This is a genomic window from Bradyrhizobium sp. Unk1 (genome assembly GCF_059512345.1).
On the sequence record NZ_JCAMOP010000001.1, the window covers coordinates 425,525 to 445,440 of the forward strand.

Consider the following 19,916-nt stretch of genomic DNA (forward strand, 5'->3'; position numbering starts at 1 on the left):
ACATCTGGAAACATCACATCTGTGTACGCCCGATCAATGCCGCCAACATGTCCCGCGCGCGCCGCAACTTGGTCGCATTCCGCCGCCCTTCTGTGAGGCGTGTCTGGGGGCACGGCCGTGCCGTGTTTGGACCAAACCTTCTAGGGGTATCACTGTGAAGAAGATTGTAATTGCTCTGGGTGCCACGCTTGCTCTGGTGACGGCTGCCAACGCCGCGGATCTGCCGCGCCGCCAGCCCGTGCCGGTCTATCCGGCTGAGCAGGCTCAGATCGGCAAGATGCCGATTGGCAAGAGCCCGATTGGAAAGACCCCGATCGGCAAGGCGCCGGGCCCGGTCGCGGCGCGCTACTGAGGCTTTAGCGAACGACGCGCAAAACCAGCGTAAGCGGCCGGTAGTCGAGGGGCACAGCGTGACGAACAAATCTGATCGATCGGGATCCTGCATCCTTGCGGGATTTGCCCTCGCGGCGATGCTCGCCTGCACGACCCCCTCGGCCTCGGCCCACGAAGCGAACAAGCGCGTTGCCGATGCCAATGCGCTTGCTACGACCGACTCCACATCGCGACCTCAGCCGCAATCGACGCGGCGCCCGGTCGCGCGCGCGGAGAAAGGTCCCTACTACGTCGACTTCCGCGCGCGGACGGCGGCGAGCTGGGGCCATGCGTTCGTCTGGTACGGCAAGACCAACGAGCGCGCCGTCGAAGTCGCGGGTCTCACGCCCGCCGGCGACACCTGGGCCTATGTGCTCGGTCACCTCACCTGGGTGCCAGCCGAAACCGGCGCGAGCTACGGCGATCTCGATCCGGACTATCTGACCGCGAACTATCGCGTCTATCTGAACGAAGCCGACGCCAAGCGCGTCTTCGCCTACATCAAGAAATTGCAGGCGAGCTCGCCGGTCTGGAATGCCGAGACCACCAACTGCACCGGCTTCATCGGCGATATCGCCGAGTTCATGGGCCTTGAGGTCCCCTACCGCTGGCAGCGCCCGGAAAACTTCGTCAACAGCCTCAAGGAAATGAACGGCGGCCGCCAGATGGTGCGGCTGTCGGCGGAGTAGCCGTTCACTCCATACTCGGTGTCATTGCCCGCGAAAGCGGGCAATCCAGTATTCCAGAGACAGCGAGGCTAGAGCCGAGAAGCCGCGGCGTACTGGATACCCCGCCTTCGCGGGGTATGACGGTGGAGTTTCAGGAAAGAGCTTGCCTCATCGGGCAACGGCGCCCCCAATTATCCGCCCTACGGAATCTCCCTCACCTCCCGCATGATCGCCCCGCCCTGACCGCACGCCCGCGCTGATAGACTTTTGCCACCCCCGGCGGCATCCTTCGGCCATCAACCGACAACAGAGCCTGCGGGCCGCCCGGGGGGAAACAGATCATGTTGCAGACACGGTTCACAAAGCTCGTCGGCGTCGAGCACCCGATCGTCCAGGGCGGCATGCAATGGGTCGGACGCGCCGAGCTGGTCGCCGCGGTCGCGAATGCCGGCGCGCTCGGCTTCATCACGGCGCTGACCCAGCCGACGCCGGAGGATCTCAGGAAGGAGATCGCGCGCTGCCGCGACCTCACCGACAAGCCGTTCGGCGTCAACCTCACCATCCTGCCCGCGATCAAGCCGCCGCCCTATGCCGAATACCGCGCCGCCATCATCGAGGCCGGCATCACCGTGGTCGAGACCGCCGGCAACAAGCCGCAGGAGCATGTCGACGAATTCAGGAAGCACGGCGTCAAGGTCGTGCACAAATGCACCAGCGTCCGCCACGCGCTCTCGGCCGAGCGCATGGGGGTCGATGCCATCTCGATCGACGGCTTCGAATGCGCCGGCCACCCGGGCGAGGACGACACCCCCGGCCTGATCCTGATCCCGGCCGCCGCCAACAAGGTCAAGATCCCGATGATCGCCTCGGGCGGCTTTGCCGACGCCCGCGGCCTCGTCGCCGCCCTGGCGCTCGGCGCCGAGGGCATCAACATGGGCACCCGCTTCATGGCGACCAAGGAAAGCCCGATCCATCAGCTCATCAAGGAGAAGATCGTCGCCAATGACGAGCGCGAGACCGAGCTGATCTTCCGCACTATGCGCAACACCTCGCGCGTCGCCAAAAACGATATCTCGACCAAGGTCGTCGCGATGGAGAAGGAAGGCGCCAAGTTCGAGGACATCCGCGAGCTCGTCGCCGGTGCCCGCGGCAAGATGGTCTATGCGACCGGCAATTCGGACGAAGGCATCTGGTCGGCGGGGCAGGTGCAGGGGCTGATCCAGGACATCCCGAGCTGCGCCGAGCTGGTCTCCCGCATCGTGCGCGAGGCCGAAGCCATCATCAGGAACAGGCTGGAAGGCATGATCGTTCATCCACAACGCGAAGCAGCGGAGTAAGAAGGACAACTATCGCCCGAGAGGCGAGGTGATACTCGCCGTCGCTTAAACAGATACATCAAGCGCAAGAAAGTAATTCATGAAGGCTTACGTCTACGGCCCTGGTGGAGCTACGATTTCCGACGTCGCTCAACCCACACCCAAAGGCACGCAGGTGCTGGTTCGTGTCCGCGCCTGCGGGTTGAACCGCGCCGACACCGGCATGCGCAAGGGCCACGCCCATGGCGCCGTCGGGGGTGCCGGCACCGTGCTCGGCATGGAATGGGCCGGCGAGGTCGCCGAGCTCGGACCGGATGCCAAGGGCGTGAAGATCGGCGACCGCATCATGGGCTCGGGCGGCGCGGCGTTTGCCGAATACACCCTGGCCGATCACGGCCGGCTGTTCCGCGCGCCCTCGAACATGAACTTCGAGGAAGCCGCCACCCTGCCCGTCGCGCTCGCGACCATGCACAATGCCGTCGTCACCGTCGGCGGCGTGCAGCCGGGGCAAGCCGTGCTGATCCAGGGGGCGAGCTCCGGCGTCGGCCTGATGGCGATGCAGATCGCCAAGCTCAAGGGCGCCAAGCTCGTGATCGGCTCGTCGACCGATGCCTATCGCCGCGGCCGGCTCAAGGAATATGGCGCCGACCTCGCCGTCGACTCCTCCGACCCAAAATGGGTGGACGAGGTGCTGAAGGCGACGAACGGCGAAGGCGTCGACCTCATCGTCGACCAGGTCTCGGGCAAGGTCGCGAGCCAGAACCTCGCCGCCACCAAGGTCAAGGGCCGCATCGTCAATGTCGGCCGGCTCGGCGGCACCCATGCCGATTTCAACTTCGACCTGCATGCCGCGCGCCGGATCGACTATGTCGGCGTCACCTTCCGCACCCGCACCATCGAGGAGGTCCGCGAGATCTTCGACGAGGTCCGCAAGGACATCTGGGGCGCGGTCGAGTCACGCAAGCTGCAGCTGCCGATCGACAAGGTCTATGCGTTCGACGACATCGACAAGGCGTTCGAGCACATGGAGGCGAACAAGCACCTGGGGAAGATCGTCGTGACGCTGTGACCCTGGCCGGGCGACGAGCGCGCGGTCTCGTAGGGTGGGCAAAGCGAAGCGTGCCCACCATTCCAGCTAGCGATCGCGAAAAGATGGTGGGCACGGCGCTACGCGCCTTTGCCCACCCTGCGAGAGCTGGGCAAGTGGCTTAAGCCCGCATTCAATTCAGAAGCATTCGCAATAGCTTCGCTCCTGCAACTCACTCGCGACTACAGCTGTGGATCGTCGCTTGATGTTCAGCCCTAGGCTGCTAAATCCCCGGCCATGAGCGCACAGCACAACAAGACCTCGGTCGCCGCGATCTCGATCTTCGCCAGCGGCGGCATGGCGGCGGCCAAGTTCGCGGTCGGCATCGCGATCGGCTCGCTGGCGCTGATTTCCGAGGCCCTGCATTCTTCGATCGACCTGGTCGCGACCATCATCACCTGGGCGGTGGTGCGGGTGTCCGACAAGCCGGCCGACGAAGAGCACCATTACGGCCACGGCAAGCTGGAGAGCATCTCCGCGCTCGGTGTCACCGCCCTGCTCTACGTGCTCGCCGGGGGCATCCTGGTCGAATCCTACAGCCGCCTGCGCGAGGGAACTCCGCCGCCGACCATCTCGGCCGTACCGTTCGTGGTGCTGGTGATCGACATCGTCGTGAACCTGTGGCGTGCCCGCGCCCTGCACCGCGCCGCACGGGAAACGCGCAGCCAGGCGCTCGCGGCGGACGCGCTGCATTTCGCCTCCGACGTGCTGGGCTCGTTCGCCGTGATCATCGGCCTGATCCTGGCCGCCCTCGGCTTCTGGTGGGGCGACGCCGCGGCCGCCGCCGCCGTCGCCGTGATGATCGCCCTGCTCGGCCTGCGCATGGCCGGCTCGACCGTGCAAACGCTGGTCGATCGCGCCCCCGAGGGCGCGCAGGAGAAGGCCACGGCCGCGATCCTCGGCGTGCCCGGCGTGATCGACGTCGAGCGGCTGCGGCTGCGCATGGTGGGCGCAACCATGTTCATCGACACCATCGCGAAGGTGCCGCGGACCTATCCGATCGACCGCGTCGAGGAAATCAAGCGCAAGGCGCAGGCGGCGGTCGACAAGGCATTCGGCGACGCTGACCTCACCTTCACCGCCGTCCCCGTCGCGCGCGACAACGAGACCGTGCGCGACCGCATCATGGTCATCGCCCACAATTCGGGCCTCGCCATCCACCACGTCACGGTGCACGACCTCGGCGCCAAGCTGATCGTCGGCATCGACCTCGAGGTCGACGCCGGGATGCAGCTCGACGCTGCCCACGACATCGCCAACACGCTGGAGCGCAGCATCCAGGAGGAGTTCGGCGCCGACGTCGAGGTCGACGTCCACATCGAGCCATTGGAACCGGAACTGCCGTTCGGGGTCGATGCCGTGCCGGAACGGGTGCGGGCCATCGCCTCCGCCCTGACGGAATATGCCGCCGGCGGCGAGATCTACGACATCCACAATGTCCGCGTCCGCAACACCGACGCCGGCGAGATCGTCAACTTCCACTGCCGTGCCACGCCCTCGATGAGCGTGATCAAGGTGCATGAGCATGTCGACGCGATCGAGCGCGCCCTCCGCCGCGCGTTCCCGAGCGTGAAGCGCGTGATCAGCCACGCCGAGCCGCCGCGGGCGTGACGCGAAATGTGCGGGGAGTCACACGTTCCCGTTTCGGACTCGCCGCGCACGTAAGTTTGCGGCCGCGCGATGCGCAAACTGCGCGTTGGATAAGAATAAATTCGCGTTAACGATTCGTTGACTCTCGACAGCCTGCGAAAACTGGATTCAAATCGGTCATGATTCGGAAGCGACGTGGGGCTGCTTCCGAACTCAAGTTGCAAGCAGGTTTTCCAGGGGGCAGAAGGCATGTCGCGTGCAGACGCCGCGAACGTGCGCGTCCAATCCGATTCGATCAAGGGATTGGCGCAATCGATCGCGAAACCTGCCTATCATCGGCTCCTGATCGCGGAGCCGGCGCTGCGCCGCGCCGTGCCGACGCTGATCATCGCGTTCCTGGTCACGATCTGTCTCGGCGCGTTCGTGCAGGTCGTCGATCAGACGCGTCAGAAGCGGCAGGTGCTCCGCCACGACATCTCGGCGCTGGCCGACCTGCTCGCCGAGCGGATCGATCGCCTGACCTCCGCGCGGCAGGAGCGGCTCAAGAATATCGAGAACCTGCCGACGCTGCTGCCCGATCTGATCCCGTCCTGGGGCACGGCCTCCGGCCGCCACGTCGTCGTCACCTCGGCCGGCGTCGACCGCCGCATCCTCGCCCGTATTCCGATCGACCGCGACCCCTCAGGCAACGACCGCCTGCTCGATGCGATCACCACGGCGCAACTGGTCGCGGCGCCGCCGCGCGACAACAACGTCGCCGACATGACGCTGCCGAACGGCAACGCCGCGATGGCGACCTCGCGGCAGATCAAGTCGCTGCCGGGCCTCGTCACCGTGATCCAGGAGCGCAACGAGCCGATCTGGGGCTCGGACGCCGCGCTCTCGGTGACGCTGTCAGCGACCACCGGCTTCGTCGTCCTGATCCTCGGCTTCGCCTTCCACTGGCAGTCGACCCGCGCCCGCGAGGGCGACCTCATCAACGACGCCGTGCGCGGCCGCATCGACACCGCGCTCAACCGCGGCCGCTGCGGCCTGTGGGACTGGGATCTGTCGCGCGGCCGGATCTTCTGGTCGCAGTCGATGTTCTCGATGCTCGGCCTCGACGGTCGTAACGAGCTCCTCACCTTCGGCGAGGTCAACGCGCTGGTGAAGTCCGACGACATCGACCTGTTCGAGATCGCCGACCAGCTCATCTCCGGGAAGATCGACCACATCGACCAGACCTTCCGCATGCAGCACGTCGACGGTCACTGGATCTGGCTCCGCGTCCGCTGCGAGAAGACGCACGGGGCGACCGATTCCAGCGTGCACCTGATCGGGATCGCCGTCGACATCACCGAGCAGAAGAGCCTCGCCGAACGCACCGTCGAAGCCGACCTCCGCCTGCGCGACGCCATCGAGACCATTCCGGAGGCCTTCGTGCTGTGGGACGCGGGTGACCGCCTCGTGCTCTGCAACTCGCACTTCCAGCGCCTGCACAAGCTGCCCGACAGCGCCGTCATCCCCGGCACCTCCTACGAGACCGTGCTCGAAGTCGGCCGCATGCCGGAGGTGCGCACCCGCCACAACGAGACCGCCAGCCAGGGACCGGGCGCGCGCACCTTCGAGGCGCAGCTCGACGACGGCAGCTGGCTGCACATCAGCGAGCGCCGCACCAAGGACGGCGGCTACGTCTCGGTCGGCACCGACATCACCCGCATCAAGGAGCACGAGCAGAAGCTGGTCGACAACGATCTGCGCCTGCGCGCCACCGTCATCGACCTGAAGCGCTCCCAGGCCGCCCTCGAGCGCCAGACCAACGAGCTCGCCGACCTCGCCGAGAAGTATCAGCGCGAGAAGACCCGCGCCGAGGAAGCCAACCAGACCAAGTCGAAATTCCTCGCCAATATGAGCCACGAGCTGCGCACGCCGCTCAACGCCATCATCGGCTTCTCCGAGATCATGGGCTCGGGCATGTTCGGCGAGCTCGGCTCGGAGAAGTACCAGGAATACTGCCAGGACATCCTGACCAGCGGCCATTACCTGCTCGAAGTCATCAACGACATCCTCGACATGTCCAAGATCGAAGCAGGCCGCATGAAGCTCGACATGGAAGAGCTCGACCTCGGACAGACGCTCGCGGAGTCCCTCCGTGTCGTCTCCGGCCGCGCGCAAGACAAGCATCTGACGCTCGACGCCGGGATCGAGAAATCGATCTCGGTCGTTGCCGACCGCCGCGCGACCAAGCAGATCATCGTCAACCTGCTTTCCAATGCGGTGAAGTTCACGCCCGACGGCGGACGCATCGTGGTGCGCAGCCGGCAGCTCGACGACAAGATCGTGCTGATGATCGCCGACACCGGCATCGGGATCGCGCCGCATTCGCTGGCACGGCTCGGCCGCCCGTTCGAGCAGGTCGAGAGCCAGCTCACCAAGACCTATCACGGCTCCGGACTTGGACTTGCGATCGCGCGCTCGCTGGCGCAGCTCCACGGCGGCTCGATGCGGCTGCGCTCGAAGATCGACGTGGGCACCGTCGTCCGCGTGACCCTGCCGCGCGATGCGATCAAGGCGGCGTCCGGGATGTCGGCTGCGGCCTAGAGCATCATCGGTTCTGATTGAATCAGAATCGAAACTCTCAATTCCCGCTTTAACGCGTTTTCTTCACGCGAACCGGTATCCACTTCGCTCGAAAACGCTGTTGACCCTACAATTGCAGCGACGGCGCGACCTCGCGCGCAACGTTGACCAGTGCGGCGATCAGCGGCGTCATCGGATCGCGCTGCGGGATCACCATGCCGATGCTGTAATTGACGTCGGGATCGGTGATCGGGATCGAGCGCACCGTATCGGACAGGCCGAGTGTCTCGGCGAGCTTGGCCGGCATCACGCTTGCCCAGCGCCCCGTCTTCACATGCGTGAACAGCACGAGCAGCGAGTTCGAGGTCAGGGTCGGCGTCGCCTCCGCGCCGACCGAGCGGAGCGCGCGGTCGATGATGCGACGGTTCTGCATGTCGGGCGTCAGCAGGCACAGCGGCACCTGCCCGACCTCCTTCCACGTCACCGTCTCGCGATCGCCGAACATTCCGTCCGGCGCGGTCAGCAGGCGATAGCTCTCGTTGTAGAGCGGAATGGTGCGCACCTTGCCGATCGGCTCGTTCTCGATATAGGTCAGCCCCGCATCGACCTCGAGATTTTCGAGCAGCCCCAGCACCTCGGATGAGGTCGTGGACTGGATGCGGAAGCGCACCTCGGGATGCTTGGCGCGGAACGGCGTCGTCAGCTGGGCGACCATGCCGAGCACGGTCGGGATCGCCGCGATGCGGATTTCGCCGGAGAGCTGATGCTTCAGCCCGTTGATCTCGTCACGCATGGCGCGGGCATCGCCCACGATCCGCCGCGCCCAATCCAGCGCCCGCTCGCCCTCGGGGGTAAAACCCTGGAAGCGGGAGCCGCGCTGGACCAGCATCACGCCGAGGATCTCCTCGAGCTGCTTGAGCCCGGTCGACATCGTCGGTTGCGTCACGCCGCAGACTTCTGCCGCGCGTCCGAAATGCCGCTCTTTCGCCAGCGCCAGCAGCAGTTCAAGCTTGTCGATCAACCGGTCGTCCCCTCGGATGCCATCGTGGCATGCAAGCTAGCACGGCAGGTCATTACCAACACGGAAAAACCGGCAAGCGGAACGCGATTAATTGCGTTTCCGTATCGCCCGATTGCGCTTCCGGATCGATCGGAATTCGCAATCGCAGCATGAGACAGCTTTATTGATCTTCGAACGATTCCAAATAGTTTGCGATCAAGGGACGCTCAATCTGAGAACAAAGAATGACAGCGGTTTACGAGCCTTCTTACGAGCCTTGGGACGAGAAGCGCGGCGCCGAGATCATCGCCGAAAATGCGAAGCAAGAGGGCGCGACGCTGGTCATCCTGCACGCCCTTCAGGAGGCGTTCGGCTATGTGCCGGAGGCGGCGATTCCCATGGTGGCGCAGGCGCTGAATCTGTCGCGCGCCGAGGTACACGGCGTGTTCACATTCTACCATGATTTCCGCCACAAGCCGGCCGGGCGTCATGTCCTGAAGCTTTGTCGCGCGGAGGCCTGTCAGGCTGCGGGGGGCGATGCTCTCGCTGCGCGCGCCGAGGCGAAGCTTGGCGTGCCCCTCGGTAACACGACCGCCGATGATCGCGTCACGCTGGAGCCGATCTACTGCCTCGGGCTGTGCGCGACCGCACCGTCCGCCATGCTCGACGGCCGCCTCATTGGCCGGCTCGATGAGAAGCGCCTCGATGCACTGGTTGCGGAGGCCCAGCGATGAGCATGCGTCTATTCGTCTCACGCGATGCGGGTGCGGTGGCCGTTGGCGCCGACGAGGTTGCGCTGGCGCTGGAACAGGCTGCGGCCAAGCGCGGCGTTACTGTCGAGATCGTCAGGACCGGCTCGCGCGGCATGTACTGGCTGGAGCCGCTGGTCGAGGTTGCAACGCCGCAGGGCCGGATCGCCTTCGGCCCGGTCACCGAGGCCGATGTGCCCTCCCTGCTCGACGCCCTCGCCAGCAACACGTCGCATCTGTTGCGGCTGGGCGCAACCGAGGAGATCCCCTGGCTGAAGCGCCAGACCCGCCTCACCTTCGCCCGCTGCGGCGTGATCGATCCGCGCTCGCTCGACGACTACCGCGCCCATGGCGGCTACAAGGGCCTCGAGCGCGCGCTGTCGCTCGGCTCGGATGCGATCCTCGCCGAGGTCACCGCATCCGGCCTGCGTGGCCGCGGCGGTGCGGGCTTCCCGACCGGCATCAAGTGGAAGACCGTCGCGCAAGCGAAGGCCGACCGCAAATTCATCGTCTGCAACGCCGACGAGGGCGACAGCGGCACCTTCGCCGACCGCATGATCATGGAAGGTGACCCCTTCCTGGTGATCGAGGGCATGACGACCGCCGGCATCACCGTCGGCGCGACCAAGGGCTACATCTACATCCGCAGCGAATACCCGCACGCAGTCGAAGCGATGAACGCGGCCATCAAGGCAGCCAAGCGTGGCGGCTATCTCGGCGACAAGATCGGCGGCTCGACCTACAGCTTCGATCTCGAAGTGCGGGTCGGCGCCGGCGCTTACGTTTGCGGCGAAGAGACCTCGCTGCTCGAAAGCCTCGAAGGCCGCCGTGGCCTGGTCCGCGCCAAGCCACCGCTGCCCGCGCATCACGGCCTGTTCGGCAAGCCGACCGTCATCAACAACGTGCTGTCATTCGCGGCGATCCCCTTCATCCTCGCCGAGGGCGCCAAGGCTTATGCCGATTTCGGCATGGGCCGTTCGCGCGGCACGATGCCGATCCAGCTCGCCGGCAACATCCGCCATGGCGGCCTGTTCGAGACCGCGTTCGGCGTGACGCTCGGCGAGCTCGTCGACGACGTCGGCGGTGGCACGTTCACGGGCCGTCCGGTCCGCGCGGTGCAGGTCGGCGGCCCGCTCGGCGCCTACTTCCCCCGTGCGCTGTTCGACACCCCGTTCGACTACGAAGCCTTCGCCGCACGCGACGGCCTGATCGGCCATGGCGGCATCGTCGTGTTCGACGACAGCGTCGACATGCGCAACCAGGCGCGCTTCGCCATGGAATTCTGCGCCATCGAATCCTGCGGCAAGTGTACGCCCTGCCGGATCGGCTCGACCCGTGGAGTCGAGACCATCGAGAAGATCATCCGCGGCGAGCGCGTCAGCGAAAATCTCGCGCTCGTCGAAGACCTCTGCAACACCATGAAATTCGGCTCGCTCTGCGCACTCGGCGGCTTCACGCCCTACCCCGTGCTCAGCGCATTGAAGCATTTCCGGGAAGATTTCATCCCGGCCCCGACCACGCTTCAGGCCGCGGAATAGGAGAACGACGATGTCTTTGATCGAAGAAATCGACTACGGCACGCCACGCTCCAAATCGACGACGATGGTGACGCTGACCATCGACGGCAACCAGGTCACGGTGCCCGAGGGCACCTCGATCATGCGGGCCGCGATGGACGCGGGCCACCAGATCCCAAAACTCTGCGCGACCGACATGGTCGACGCGTTCGGCTCCTGCCGCCTCTGCGTCGTCGAGATCGAGGGCCGCGCCGGAACGCCGGCATCCTGCACCACGCCGGTCATGAACGGCCTCGTCGTGCACACCCAGAGCGAACGGCTGAAGAAGCTGCGCAAGGGCGTGATGGAGCTCTACATCTCCGACCATCCGCTCGACTGTCTCACCTGCGGCGCAAACGGCGATTGCGAATTGCAGGACATGGCCGGCGCCGTGGGCCTGCGCGACGTGCGCTACGGCTATGAGGGCGAGAACCACGTCTTCGCGAAATCCCATGGCGAGATCAACGCCGCCTGGATGCCGAAGGACGAGTCCAACCCCTATTTCACCTACGATCCGTCGAAGTGCATCGTCTGCTCGCGCTGCGTCCGCGCCTGCGAGGAGGTGCAAGGCACCTTCGCACTGACCATCTCGGGCCGCGGCTTCGACAGCCGCGTTTCGCCCGGCATGAGCGAGAGCTTCCTCGGCTCCGAATGCGTCTCCTGCGGCGCCTGCGTGCAGGCTTGCCCGACCGCGACGCTGACGGAAAAGTCGGTGATCGAGATCGGCCAGCCCGAGCACTCCGTCGTCACCACCTGCGCCTATTGCGGCGTCGGCTGCGCCTTCAAGGCCGAGATGCGCGGCGAGGAAGTCGTGCGCATGGTGCCGTACAAGGACGGCAAGGCCAATCGCGGCCATTCCTGCGTCAAGGGCCGCTTCGCCTGGGGCTACACCAACCACAAGGAGCGTATCCTCAACCCGATGATCCGCGAGCGGATCGAGGATCCCTGGAAGGAAGTCTCCTGGGATGAGGCGTTCTCCTTTGCAGCCGCCAAGATGCGCGGCATCCAGAAGAAATACGGCCGCGACGCCATCGGCGGCATCACCTCGTCCCGCTGCACCAACGAAGAAACCTATCTGGTGCAGAAGCTGATCCGTGGCGGCTTCGGCAACAACAATGTCGACACCTGCGCCCGCGTCTGCCATTCGCCGACCGGCTACGGCCTGTCGCAGACCTTCGGCACGTCGGCCGGCACGCAGGACTTCGACTCGGTCGAGGACACCGACGTTGCGGTCATCATTGGTGCAAATCCCGCCTCGGCTCACCCGGTGTTCGCTTCGCGCCTGAAGAAGCGGCTGCGCCAGGGCGCCAAGCTGATCGTGATCGATCCGCGCCGGACCGAGATGGTGGAATCGCCGCACGTGAAGGCGTTGCACCTGCCGCTGATGCCCGGCACCAACGTTGCCGTCGTGACCGCGCTGGCGCATGTCATCGTCACCGAGGGCCTCGCCAACGAAGCCTTCGTGCGCGAGCGCTGCGACTGGGCCGAGTTCGAGGAATGGGCCGCCTTCGTCGCCCAGCCGAAACACAGCCCGGAAGCCACCGCGATCCTCACCGGCGTCGATCCGCAGGTGTTGCGTGAAGCCGCGCGCATCTACGCCACCGGCGGCAATGGCGCGATCTATTACGGCCTCGGCGTCACCGAGCACAGCCAGGGCTCGACCACCGTGATCGCAATCGCCAACCTCGCGATGGCGACTGGCAATATCGGCCGTCCCGGCGTCGGCGTGAACCCGCTGCGCGGCCAGAACAACGTGCAGGGTTCCTGCGACATGGGCTCGTTCCCGCACGAGCTGCCGGGCTATCGCCACATCTCGGGAGACGCCGTGCGCGACCAGTTCGAGGCGCTGTGGAACGTCAAGCTCAACCCGGAGCCGGGCCTACGCATTCCCAACATGTTCGACGCCGCGATCGAAGGCACGTTCATGGGCATCTACGTGCAGGGCGAGGACATCCTCCAGTCCGATCCCAACACCAAGCACGTGGTGGCGGCGCTGTCGTCGATGGAATGCGTCATCGTTCACGACCTCTTCCTCAACGAGACCGCAAACTACGCCCATGTCTTCCTGCCCGGCTCGAGCTTCCTCGAGAAGGACGGCACCTTCACCAACGCCGAGCGCCGCATCCAGCGCGTCCGCAAGGTGATGACGCCGAAGAACGGCATGGCCGACTGGGAGGTCACCATCGCCCTCGCCAAGGCCATGGGCTTCGAGATGAACTACAGCCATCCGTCCGAGATCATGGACGAGATCGCGGCACTGACGCCGACGTTTACCGGCGTCTCCTACGCCAAGCTCGACGAGCTCGGCTCGGTGCAATGGCCCTGCAACGAGAAGGCGCCGGAGGGCACCCCGGTGATGCATATCGGCGGCTTTGTCCGCGGCAAGGGCAAGTTCATCGTCACCGAATATGTCGCGACCGACGAGCGCACCGGCCCTCGCTTCCCGCTGCTGCTCACCACGGGCCGCATCCTCAGCCAGTACAATGTCGGCGCGCAGACAAGGCGCACCGAGAACGTGGTCTGGCATGCCGAGGACCGGCTCGAGATTCATCCGCACGACGCGGAACAGCGCGGTGTGCGCGACGGCGACTGGGTGCGGCTCACGAGCCGTGCGGGCGAAACCACGCTGCGCGCGGAGATCACCGACCGCGTCTCACCGGGCGTCGTCTACACCACCTTCCATCACCCGGACACGCAGGCCAACGTCATCACCACCGACTATTCGGACTGGGCCACCAACTGCCCCGAATACAAGGTCACGGCGGTGCAGATCTCGCCGTCGAACGGCCCGTCCGACTGGCAGAAGGCCTATGACGCGCAGGCGCAGCACTCCCGCCGCATCGCGCCGGCCGAGGCCGCGGAGTAACGGCATGCACGTGCCGGTCCAGGCCATCGACCGCGAGATCTGGCGCGACGGTGTCGCGTCCGAAGGCGCGCGGCTGATCCCGGAGGAGACGCCGCTGGCGCTGACCTATAACGGCGGCGCCTATGCCGTCATGATGGGGACGCCGCAGAACCTCGAAGATTTTGCGGTCGGCTTCAGCCTGGACGAAGGCGTCATCAAGTCGGTCGACGACATCAAGTCGCTCGAGGTGGTCCGCCTCGACGACGGCATCGAGCTGCGCATGTGGCTGGCGTCGGAAGATGCCGCGCACATCAGCGAGCGGCGGCGGCACATTGCCGGCCCGACCGGCTGCGGCATTTGCGGCATCGATTCGATTGCCGAGGCCGTGCGGCCCGCGGCCGTCGTCCCGCAGGGACAGACGTTCACGCCCGAGCAAATCATGGCGGCGATGCAGGCCATCGCGCCGCTGCAATCGATCAATCTGCAAACCCGCGCCGTCCACGCCGCCGCGTTCTGGTCGCCTGCCGGCGGCATCATCGCGCTGCGCGAGGACGTCGGCCGGCACAATGCGCTCGACAAGCTGGCCGGTTCGCTGGCGCGCAGCCGCACGGATGCGAGCGGTGGCATGGTGCTGCTGACCAGCCGCGTCTCGGTCGAGATGGTGCAGAAGACCGCCGCGATCGGCGCGCCGGTGATGGTCGCCGTCTCCGCACCGACCGCGCTCGCGGTGCGCACGGCGGAAGCCGCCGGCATCACATTGATTGCCATTGCCCGCCAGGACGGGTTCGAGGTGTTTTCGCATGGCGGCCGGGTTGTCGCCCGCCATGCCACGGAGGTTGCCGATGTCGCCTGACCGCTTGATCTACATGGCCAACCAGATCGGCACGTTCTTCCGCAGCCAGGGCCACGACAAGGCCGTGCCGGGCATCGCCGATCACATCAAGAAGTTCTGGGATCCCCGGATGAAGCGCACGATCTTCGCTCATCTCGACGCGGGCGGCGCAGGCCTGGAGCCGAACGTGCGCGAGGCGCTCACCTCGCTGAAGCAGACGACGTCCCTTCCAGCAGCGCCGTAAATACCCGCCTCACCTCGCTCTGCGTTTCCTTCACGCGCGCCTCCAGCGACGAGAAATCGGGCGCATCGCCGGCGCGCGCCATCACGCGCTGAAGGTCGGTGCCGGCGGTCTCGGGCTTGAAGCGGTCGCTGACGCAGAGCCGCAGGATCTGCGTGAGGTCGTGATAGAGCCGCGCCGCCGCGCGCAGGATCTCCGCCTCCGATTGCGGGAGCACGCCGAGCTTGGCGGCATTGTCCAGAACCTGAAGGGTACTGACGTCGAGAATTTCAGGCTTCTCATGGGCGTGCACGAGCTGGAGATATTGTGCGATGAAGTCGATATCGACCATTCCGCCGGCGGCGTATTTGAGATCCCAATGGTCGCTCTCGCCCTTCTCCTGCGCGATGGCGCGACGCATGTCGGCGACGTCGTTGGCAATGGTCGCCCGATCGCGGCGGCGGGTCAGGACATCGCGGATGATGCGCTCGATCCGCTCACGGAATTGATCCGAGGCCGACACCACGCGGGCGCGGGTCAGGGCCATGTGCTCCCAGGTCCAGGCCTCGTTGGCCTGGTAGTCCGCGAATGAGACGAGGCTCGAGGCCACCGGACCGGCGCGCCCCGACGGGCGCAGCCGCATGTCGATCTCGTAGAGCACACCGTAATTGGTGCGCGTGGTGAAGGCGCTGATCAGGCGCTGGGTGAAGCGCGCGAAGTAGTGGGCACCCTGAAGCGATTTTGGCCCGTCGGAGTCCGGATTGTCGCTGTCGAAATCGTACAGCAGGATCAGGTCGAGATCGGACGATGCCGTCATCTCGCGGCTGCCGAGCCGGCCCATCGCGATGATCGCGGTCTCCTGATCCTTGATACGGCCGTGTTGGGCGGCGAAGCGTTCGGCGACAAGATCGTGCACGGTGTGGACGGTGCCTTCGGCGACATCGGCGAAAGCCGTGCTCGCCTGCTGCGCCGAGACGGTGCCGGAGAGAATGCGCGTGCCGATCAGGAACAGGCTCTCCTGCCCGAACAGGCGGAGACGGTCGAGAAATTCCTCATAGGAGTCGGCGTCGCGCACCGTTGCGGCCAATCGCGCCGACAATTCCTGCTTGTCCGGCATCGCGCCGAAGAATCTGGGATCGATCAGGCCGTCCATGAGCTGCGGCTTCCGCGCCAGCATCTCGCCAAGCCGCGGCGCCGCGCCCAGCACCAGCGCCACAAGGGCTACGAGATCGCGGTTCTGGCCGAGCAGCGTGATCAGCCGGCCGCCAAGCTGGAGTGCCTGGAGAAACTGATCGAACGCCACGACGGCGCGATCCGGCTCCTCGGCACGCGCGAGGCCGTCGATCAGGGCCGGCACGAACTCGACGAAAGCGCTTCGCGTCTGGTCGTTGCGGAACACGCGGTAATCGCCGGTGATCCAGTCGCGTATGGTCTGCGCGAGTGCGGCCGGCTTCTTGAAGCCGAGCGTCGTCAAATATTGCAGCAGGCGCGGATCGTCAGGACCTGCGCGATAGTCGAGCGCCGGCAGTTTTGCCGTGCCGGTCGGGTCATCGCCCTCGAACAGTTTTTCGTAGTGTCCCTGCACGATCTGGAGCTGCCGCAACAGGTCGCGCGCAAAGGCTTCGCGATCCGGATAGCCGAAGAAGCGCGCAAAGCGCTCGACCGCCTCCTTGTCTTCCGGCAGCGCATGGGTCTGCTCGTCGGCGATCATCTGGAGGCGGTGCTCGACGCGGCGCAGGAATTCATACGCAATGGTCAACTCGTCACGCGCGGCAGAGGTGATCCAGTTGCTGGAGGCAAGGATATCGAGTGCAGCGAGCGTCGGCCGCACCCGCAACTCCGGATGGCGACCGCCGGCGATCAGCTGCTGCGTCTGCGCGAAAAACTCGATCTCGCGAATGCCGCCGCGGCCGACCTTGACGTTGTGACCCTCGACCGCGATCTCGCTCTGGCCGCGATAGGTCTGCATCTGCCGCTTCATGTCGTGGACGTCGGCAAGCGCGGCGAAGTCGAGATGCTTGCGCCAGACGAAGGGCGCGATTTCGGCGAGCAGCGCCTCGCCCGCTTTGGGATCGCCAGCGCAGGCACGCGCCTTGATCATCGCGGCACGCTCCCAGGTGCGCCCTTCCCGCTCGTAATAGTTCAGCGCGGCGTCTCGCGAGATCGCCACTTGCGTCGAGGACGGATCGGGACGCAGGCGCAGGTCGACGCGGAAGACGTAGCCGTCATAGGTACGCTGCTGGAGAATGCGCGCCATGCCCTGCGTCACCCGGACGAAGAACGGCTGCGGCTCGATGTCGGGCGCCAGCGTCGTGGCATCAGGATCGAAGAACACGATGAGGTCGATGTCGCTGGAATAGTTCAGCTCGCCCGCCCCCATCTTGCCCATCGCGAGCACGATCAGGCCGCAGCCTTCTTCCGGAGCTTCGAGATTGGGCGGCAGTATCTTTCCACGTGCGGCTTCCTGCCGCAGCTGATACTGGAGCGCCGCCTGCACCGAGGATACCGCGACATCGGTCAGCGCAGCCGTCACCCGCATCACCGGCCAGACGCCACCGATATCGCACAGCGCGGTGAGAAGTGCTGCTTCCGCCTTCATCCTGCGAAGCCGCCGCATCACCTCGGCTTCGTCGGTCGCCGCGAGCACCGCGTCCCTCGCCTCCGCGATGAGCGTGGCCAGATGCGCGTCCGGATCGCATTCGAGCAGCCGGATCAGGCGCGGCGCGTCGGCGCGCACGAGATCAAACAGATAGGGCGAGAATTCGGAGATGCCGGCCAAAATATCCCACGCGAAGGGATGGACCAGCAGGGCGTCGAGACGGGCTGATTGAGCCGGCTCAAGCTCGGCCAGCCAGTTTTCAAGACGTCGTTCATCAGTTGTGGAAGCGGCAATATGGGGAGCCTCCGCGAAGCGCGCGGCGAGGCCCTCTCCATGCTTGTCCGCGTTTCCCGGCGCGGAGTGGTTCATGCCACCTTCTGTGGCACATCCTGCATTGGCGGAGCAACCCTGTCGCCGGCACGCGCCGGGAGCACCAGCGTGGCGACGAGGCCGGGCTGGGCATCACCCAGCCGCAATTCTCCGCCATGCAATGTCGCAACCGCGGCGGCAAGGCTGAGACCGAGGCCGGAGCCCGGCAGCGTGCGGCTGGCTTCAAGCCGCACGAATCGCTCGACGACATGCTTGCGGTCGGCTTCGGGGATACCAGGGCCGCGATCGGTGACGCTGAGCAGCACCTGGTCGCCCTCACGCTTCGCCTCGATGATGATCTGCCTCGAGTCCATGCTGACCACGGTTCCACCGGTCTGCGCGACCGGCTTGCCGTACTTGATCGCATTCTCGACCAGATTGGCGAGCGCCTGGCTGATCAGCTCGCGGTTGCCGTGAACCGGCGTCGGATCGGCCTTGACCTTCAAGGTCATGCCGTCGTCCTCGGCGAGCGGCTCGTAGAGCTCGTGGATGCCGCCCGCGACCTCGGCGGCGTCGAAATCATCCATGTTGCCGCGCGCCTGTCCGGACTCGGCCCGCGCGATCATCAGCAATGCGTTGAAGGTGCGGATCAGCCCGTCGGATTCCTCGATGGTCCGCTCCAGCGCGGCACGGTAATCGGCCTCGCAGCCCGATTTCGCCAGCGCCTCCTCGGCGCGGTTGCGCAGACGCGTCAGCGGCGTCTTGAGGTCATGGGCGATGTTGTCGGAGACTTCCTTCAGCCCCGCCATCAGCGCCTCGATCCGCTCCAGCATGGCGTTGAGATTTTCCGCGAGGCGATCGAGCTCGTCGCCGCTGCGCCCCACGGGCAGGCGCCCGCTGAGATCGCCGGTCATGATGCGCTGGGCGGTGCCGGTCATCGCGTCGATGCGCCTCAACACCCTGCGCGCGACGAAGATGCCGCCGCCGAGGCCGAGCACGACGACAATGAGGACCGACCATTGCGCCGCCTTGGCGACGATGCCGAACAGGCGCCGCCGCTCGGCGAGGTCGCGGCCGATCAACAGCCGGAAGCCGTTTTCCAGTTCGGTGACGCGCACCAGCGCGCGATGGTCGCGGTCGTCCGCGTCCTCGATGCGCCGGTAGGCGGTCTCCGACCAGCCGCGCGTCGCCATCACGCCCGGCGCCAGCGAGCCGACATTGCCGGCAATCGCCTGCCCGGTCGGGGTCGTCACGAGATAGAGGTTGGCGCCCGGCCGCAGCGCCCGGTACTCGATCGCGAGCACGAGGCCGCGCAAGCCGCGGCGGCCGTAGATCTCGTTGATCTCCGAGGTCTCGGCATTGACCGTCTGCGTGATCTCCTCGGTGATCAGCCGCCGCGTGTTCCAGGCGAAATAGCCGAGCAGCGAGGCCGCGAACATCGCGAACAGCAGCAGATAGACCAGCGTCAGCCGGAATGCCGTGGTGCGGACGAGTTTACCGAATGCCGTCACGGATCATGTACCCGGCGCCGCGGATCGTGTGCAGCAGCGGCCGCTCAAAACCCTTGTCGATCTTGGAGCGCAGCCGCGAAATGTGCACGTCGATCACGTTGGTCTGCGGATCGAAATGGTAATCCCAGACGTTCTCCAGCAGCATGGTGCGCGTCACCACCTGGCCGGCATGCTTCATGAGGTATTCGAGCAGGCGGAATTCGCGCGGCTGGAGCGTCAGCTCGTCCTTGCCGCGGGCAACGCGATGAGACAACCGGTCGAGCTCGAGATCGCCGACGCGGTAGAGCGTGTCCTCGGCCGGACCGCCGCGGCGCCGCGACAGCACCTCGACCCGGGCCAGCAGCTCGGCAAAGGAATAGGGCTTCGGCAGATAGTCGTCGCCACCGGCGCGCAGGCCCTTGATGCGGTCGTCGACCTGCCCGAGCGCGGAGAGAATCAGCACCGGCGTCGAGTCGCCTTTGTCGCGCAGCGCGCCGATCAGGGACAGGCCGTCGCGCTTGGGCAGCATGCGATCGACCACCAGCACGTCGTAATCGCCGTTCTCGGCCATGGCGAGGCCTTCCTCGCCGTCGGCGGCGTGGTCGGCAATGTGTCCGACTTCGCGAAACGCCTTCACCAGATAGTCGGCGGATTCGCGGTCGTCTTCGATGATGAGGAGGCGCATCGTGCGTTCGGCGGCGGTCAAGGGGGTCAACCTTCTCTG

General features: G+C 65.8%; 15 protein-coding genes. 11 read left to right on the plus strand and 4 right to left on the minus strand.

All coding sequences use genetic code 11. The features are described 5' to 3' along the window. Window positions 1–148: 148 nt before the first annotated feature. The 6 genes from AC5ZFO_RS01830 to AC5ZFO_RS01855 all read left to right on the plus strand — a co-directional run bounded on the left by AC5ZFO_RS01830 (window position 149) and on the right by AC5ZFO_RS01855 (window position 7,613). Window positions 149–352: a hypothetical protein gene (locus AC5ZFO_RS01830; protein WP_282518965.1), complete on the plus strand. Its 204-nt coding sequence runs from the start codon at window positions 149–151 to the stop codon at window positions 350–352. Window positions 353–410: 58 nt separating this feature from the next. Beyond that, window positions 411–1,061, plus strand: coding sequence for a hypothetical protein (locus tag AC5ZFO_RS01835; protein WP_282518733.1), 651 nt, complete (start codon window positions 411–413; stop codon window positions 1,059–1,061). 320 nt (window positions 1,062–1,381) lie between these two features. Beyond that, entirely contained in the window at window positions 1,382–2,377 is a 996-nt protein-coding gene (locus AC5ZFO_RS01840) for an NAD(P)H-dependent flavin oxidoreductase (protein ID WP_282518734.1), read from the plus strand. Window positions 2,378–2,456: 79 nt separating this feature from the next. Next, window positions 2,457–3,425 (plus strand): zinc-binding dehydrogenase, encoded by a 969-nt coding sequence (locus AC5ZFO_RS01845; protein WP_496121169.1) that lies wholly within the window; start codon window positions 2,457–2,459, stop codon window positions 3,423–3,425. Window positions 3,426–3,680: 255 nt separating this feature from the next. Further along, the gene (locus tag AC5ZFO_RS01850) at window positions 3,681–5,054 is read left to right on the plus strand and encodes a cation-efflux pump (protein ID WP_085400612.1); all 1,374 of its coding nucleotides are present in this window, start codon (window positions 3,681–3,683) and stop codon (window positions 5,052–5,054) included. Window positions 5,055–5,282: 228 nt separating this feature from the next. After that, entirely contained in the window at window positions 5,283–7,613 is a 2,331-nt protein-coding gene (locus AC5ZFO_RS01855; RefSeq protein ID WP_282518736.1) for a PAS domain-containing sensor histidine kinase, read from the plus strand. A 106-nt stretch (window positions 7,614–7,719) separates the two neighbouring features. Here AC5ZFO_RS01855 and AC5ZFO_RS01860 read toward each other — a convergent pair whose 3' ends face one another. Then, window positions 7,720–8,613, minus strand: coding sequence for a LysR family transcriptional regulator (locus AC5ZFO_RS01860; protein ID WP_014496684.1), 894 nt, complete (start codon window positions 8,611–8,613; stop codon window positions 7,720–7,722). Window positions 8,614–8,837: 224 nt separating this feature from the next. On the opposite strand from AC5ZFO_RS01860, the gene AC5ZFO_RS01865 reads away from it, so the two are divergent. The 5 genes from AC5ZFO_RS01865 to AC5ZFO_RS01885 are packed head-to-tail and all read left to right on the plus strand — an operon-like array spanning window position 8,838 to window position 14,818. Further along, the gene (locus AC5ZFO_RS01865) at window positions 8,838–9,326 is read left to right on the plus strand and encodes a formate dehydrogenase subunit gamma (RefSeq protein ID WP_282518737.1); all 489 of its coding nucleotides are present in this window, start codon (window positions 8,838–8,840) and stop codon (window positions 9,324–9,326) included. After that, window positions 9,323–10,879, plus strand: coding sequence for a formate dehydrogenase beta subunit (locus AC5ZFO_RS01870; RefSeq protein ID WP_282518738.1), 1,557 nt, complete (start codon window positions 9,323–9,325; stop codon window positions 10,877–10,879). The genes AC5ZFO_RS01865 and AC5ZFO_RS01870 overlap by 4 nt, the downstream gene beginning before the upstream one ends. Before the next feature lie 10 nt (window positions 10,880–10,889). Further along, entirely contained in the window at window positions 10,890–13,763 is a 2,874-nt protein-coding gene (gene fdhF, locus AC5ZFO_RS01875; protein WP_282518739.1) for a formate dehydrogenase subunit alpha, read from the plus strand. A 4-nt stretch (window positions 13,764–13,767) separates the two neighbouring features. Continuing rightward, window positions 13,768–14,595 carry a formate dehydrogenase accessory sulfurtransferase FdhD gene (fdhD, locus tag AC5ZFO_RS01880; RefSeq protein ID WP_282518740.1) on the plus strand — a complete coding sequence of 276 codons (828 nt, stop codon included), beginning with the start codon at window positions 13,768–13,770 and terminating at the stop codon, window positions 14,593–14,595. Further along, complete coding sequence (locus AC5ZFO_RS01885) at window positions 14,585–14,818, plus strand: formate dehydrogenase subunit delta (protein WP_282518741.1); 234 nt, start codon at window positions 14,585–14,587, stop codon at window positions 14,816–14,818. The genes fdhD and AC5ZFO_RS01885 overlap by 11 nt, the downstream gene beginning before the upstream one ends. Here the strand turns inward: AC5ZFO_RS01885 and AC5ZFO_RS01890 are convergent. From AC5ZFO_RS01890 to AC5ZFO_RS01900, 3 genes are read right to left on the minus strand one after another with little or no spacing between them, the layout of a single operon-like run. Next, window positions 14,775–17,762, minus strand: coding sequence for a bifunctional [glutamine synthetase] adenylyltransferase/[glutamine synthetase]-adenylyl-L-tyrosine phosphorylase (locus AC5ZFO_RS01890; RefSeq protein ID WP_282518742.1), 2,988 nt, complete (start codon window positions 17,760–17,762; stop codon window positions 14,775–14,777). The two genes, AC5ZFO_RS01885 and AC5ZFO_RS01890, sit on opposite strands and share 44 nt — an antisense overlap. Next, a complete protein-coding gene (locus tag AC5ZFO_RS01895; protein ID WP_282518743.1) occupies window positions 17,759–19,213 on the minus strand; it encodes a sensor histidine kinase in 1,455 nt (484 codons plus the stop codon). The genes AC5ZFO_RS01890 and AC5ZFO_RS01895 overlap by 4 nt, the downstream gene beginning before the upstream one ends. Further along, entirely contained in the window at window positions 19,197–19,877 is a 681-nt protein-coding gene (locus AC5ZFO_RS01900) for a response regulator transcription factor (RefSeq protein WP_282518800.1), read from the minus strand. Before AC5ZFO_RS01900 ends, AC5ZFO_RS01895 begins: the two co-directional genes overlap by 17 nt. Window positions 19,878–19,916 lie beyond the last annotated feature (39 nt).

Coding starts and splice junctions, on each gene's coding strand:
- AC5ZFO_RS01845 (WP_496121169.1), top strand. CDS start 2,457: ATGAAGGCTTACGTCTACGGCCCTGGTGGAGCTACGATTTCCGACGTC.
- AC5ZFO_RS01865 (WP_282518737.1), top strand. CDS start 8,838: ATGACAGCGGTTTACGAGCCTTCTTACGAGCCTTGGGACGAGAAGCGC.
- fdhF (WP_282518739.1), top strand. CDS start 10,890: ATGTCTTTGATCGAAGAAATCGACTACGGCACGCCACGCTCCAAATCG.
- AC5ZFO_RS01900 (WP_282518800.1), bottom strand. CDS start 19,877: ATGCGCCTCCTCATCATCGAAGACGACCGCGAATCCGCCGACTATCTG.
- AC5ZFO_RS01850 (WP_085400612.1), top strand. CDS start 3,681: ATGAGCGCACAGCACAACAAGACCTCGGTCGCCGCGATCTCGATCTTC.
- AC5ZFO_RS01855 (WP_282518736.1), top strand. CDS start 5,283: ATGTCGCGTGCAGACGCCGCGAACGTGCGCGTCCAATCCGATTCGATC.
- AC5ZFO_RS01890 (WP_282518742.1), bottom strand. CDS start 17,762: ATGAACCACTCCGCGCCGGGAAACGCGGACAAGCATGGAGAGGGCCTC.
- AC5ZFO_RS01870 (WP_282518738.1), top strand. CDS start 9,323: ATGAGCATGCGTCTATTCGTCTCACGCGATGCGGGTGCGGTGGCCGTT.
- AC5ZFO_RS01840 (WP_282518734.1), top strand. CDS start 1,382: ATGTTGCAGACACGGTTCACAAAGCTCGTCGGCGTCGAGCACCCGATC.
- AC5ZFO_RS01885 (WP_282518741.1), top strand. CDS start 14,585: ATGTCGCCTGACCGCTTGATCTACATGGCCAACCAGATCGGCACGTTC.
- fdhD (WP_282518740.1), top strand. CDS start 13,768: ATGCACGTGCCGGTCCAGGCCATCGACCGCGAGATCTGGCGCGACGGT.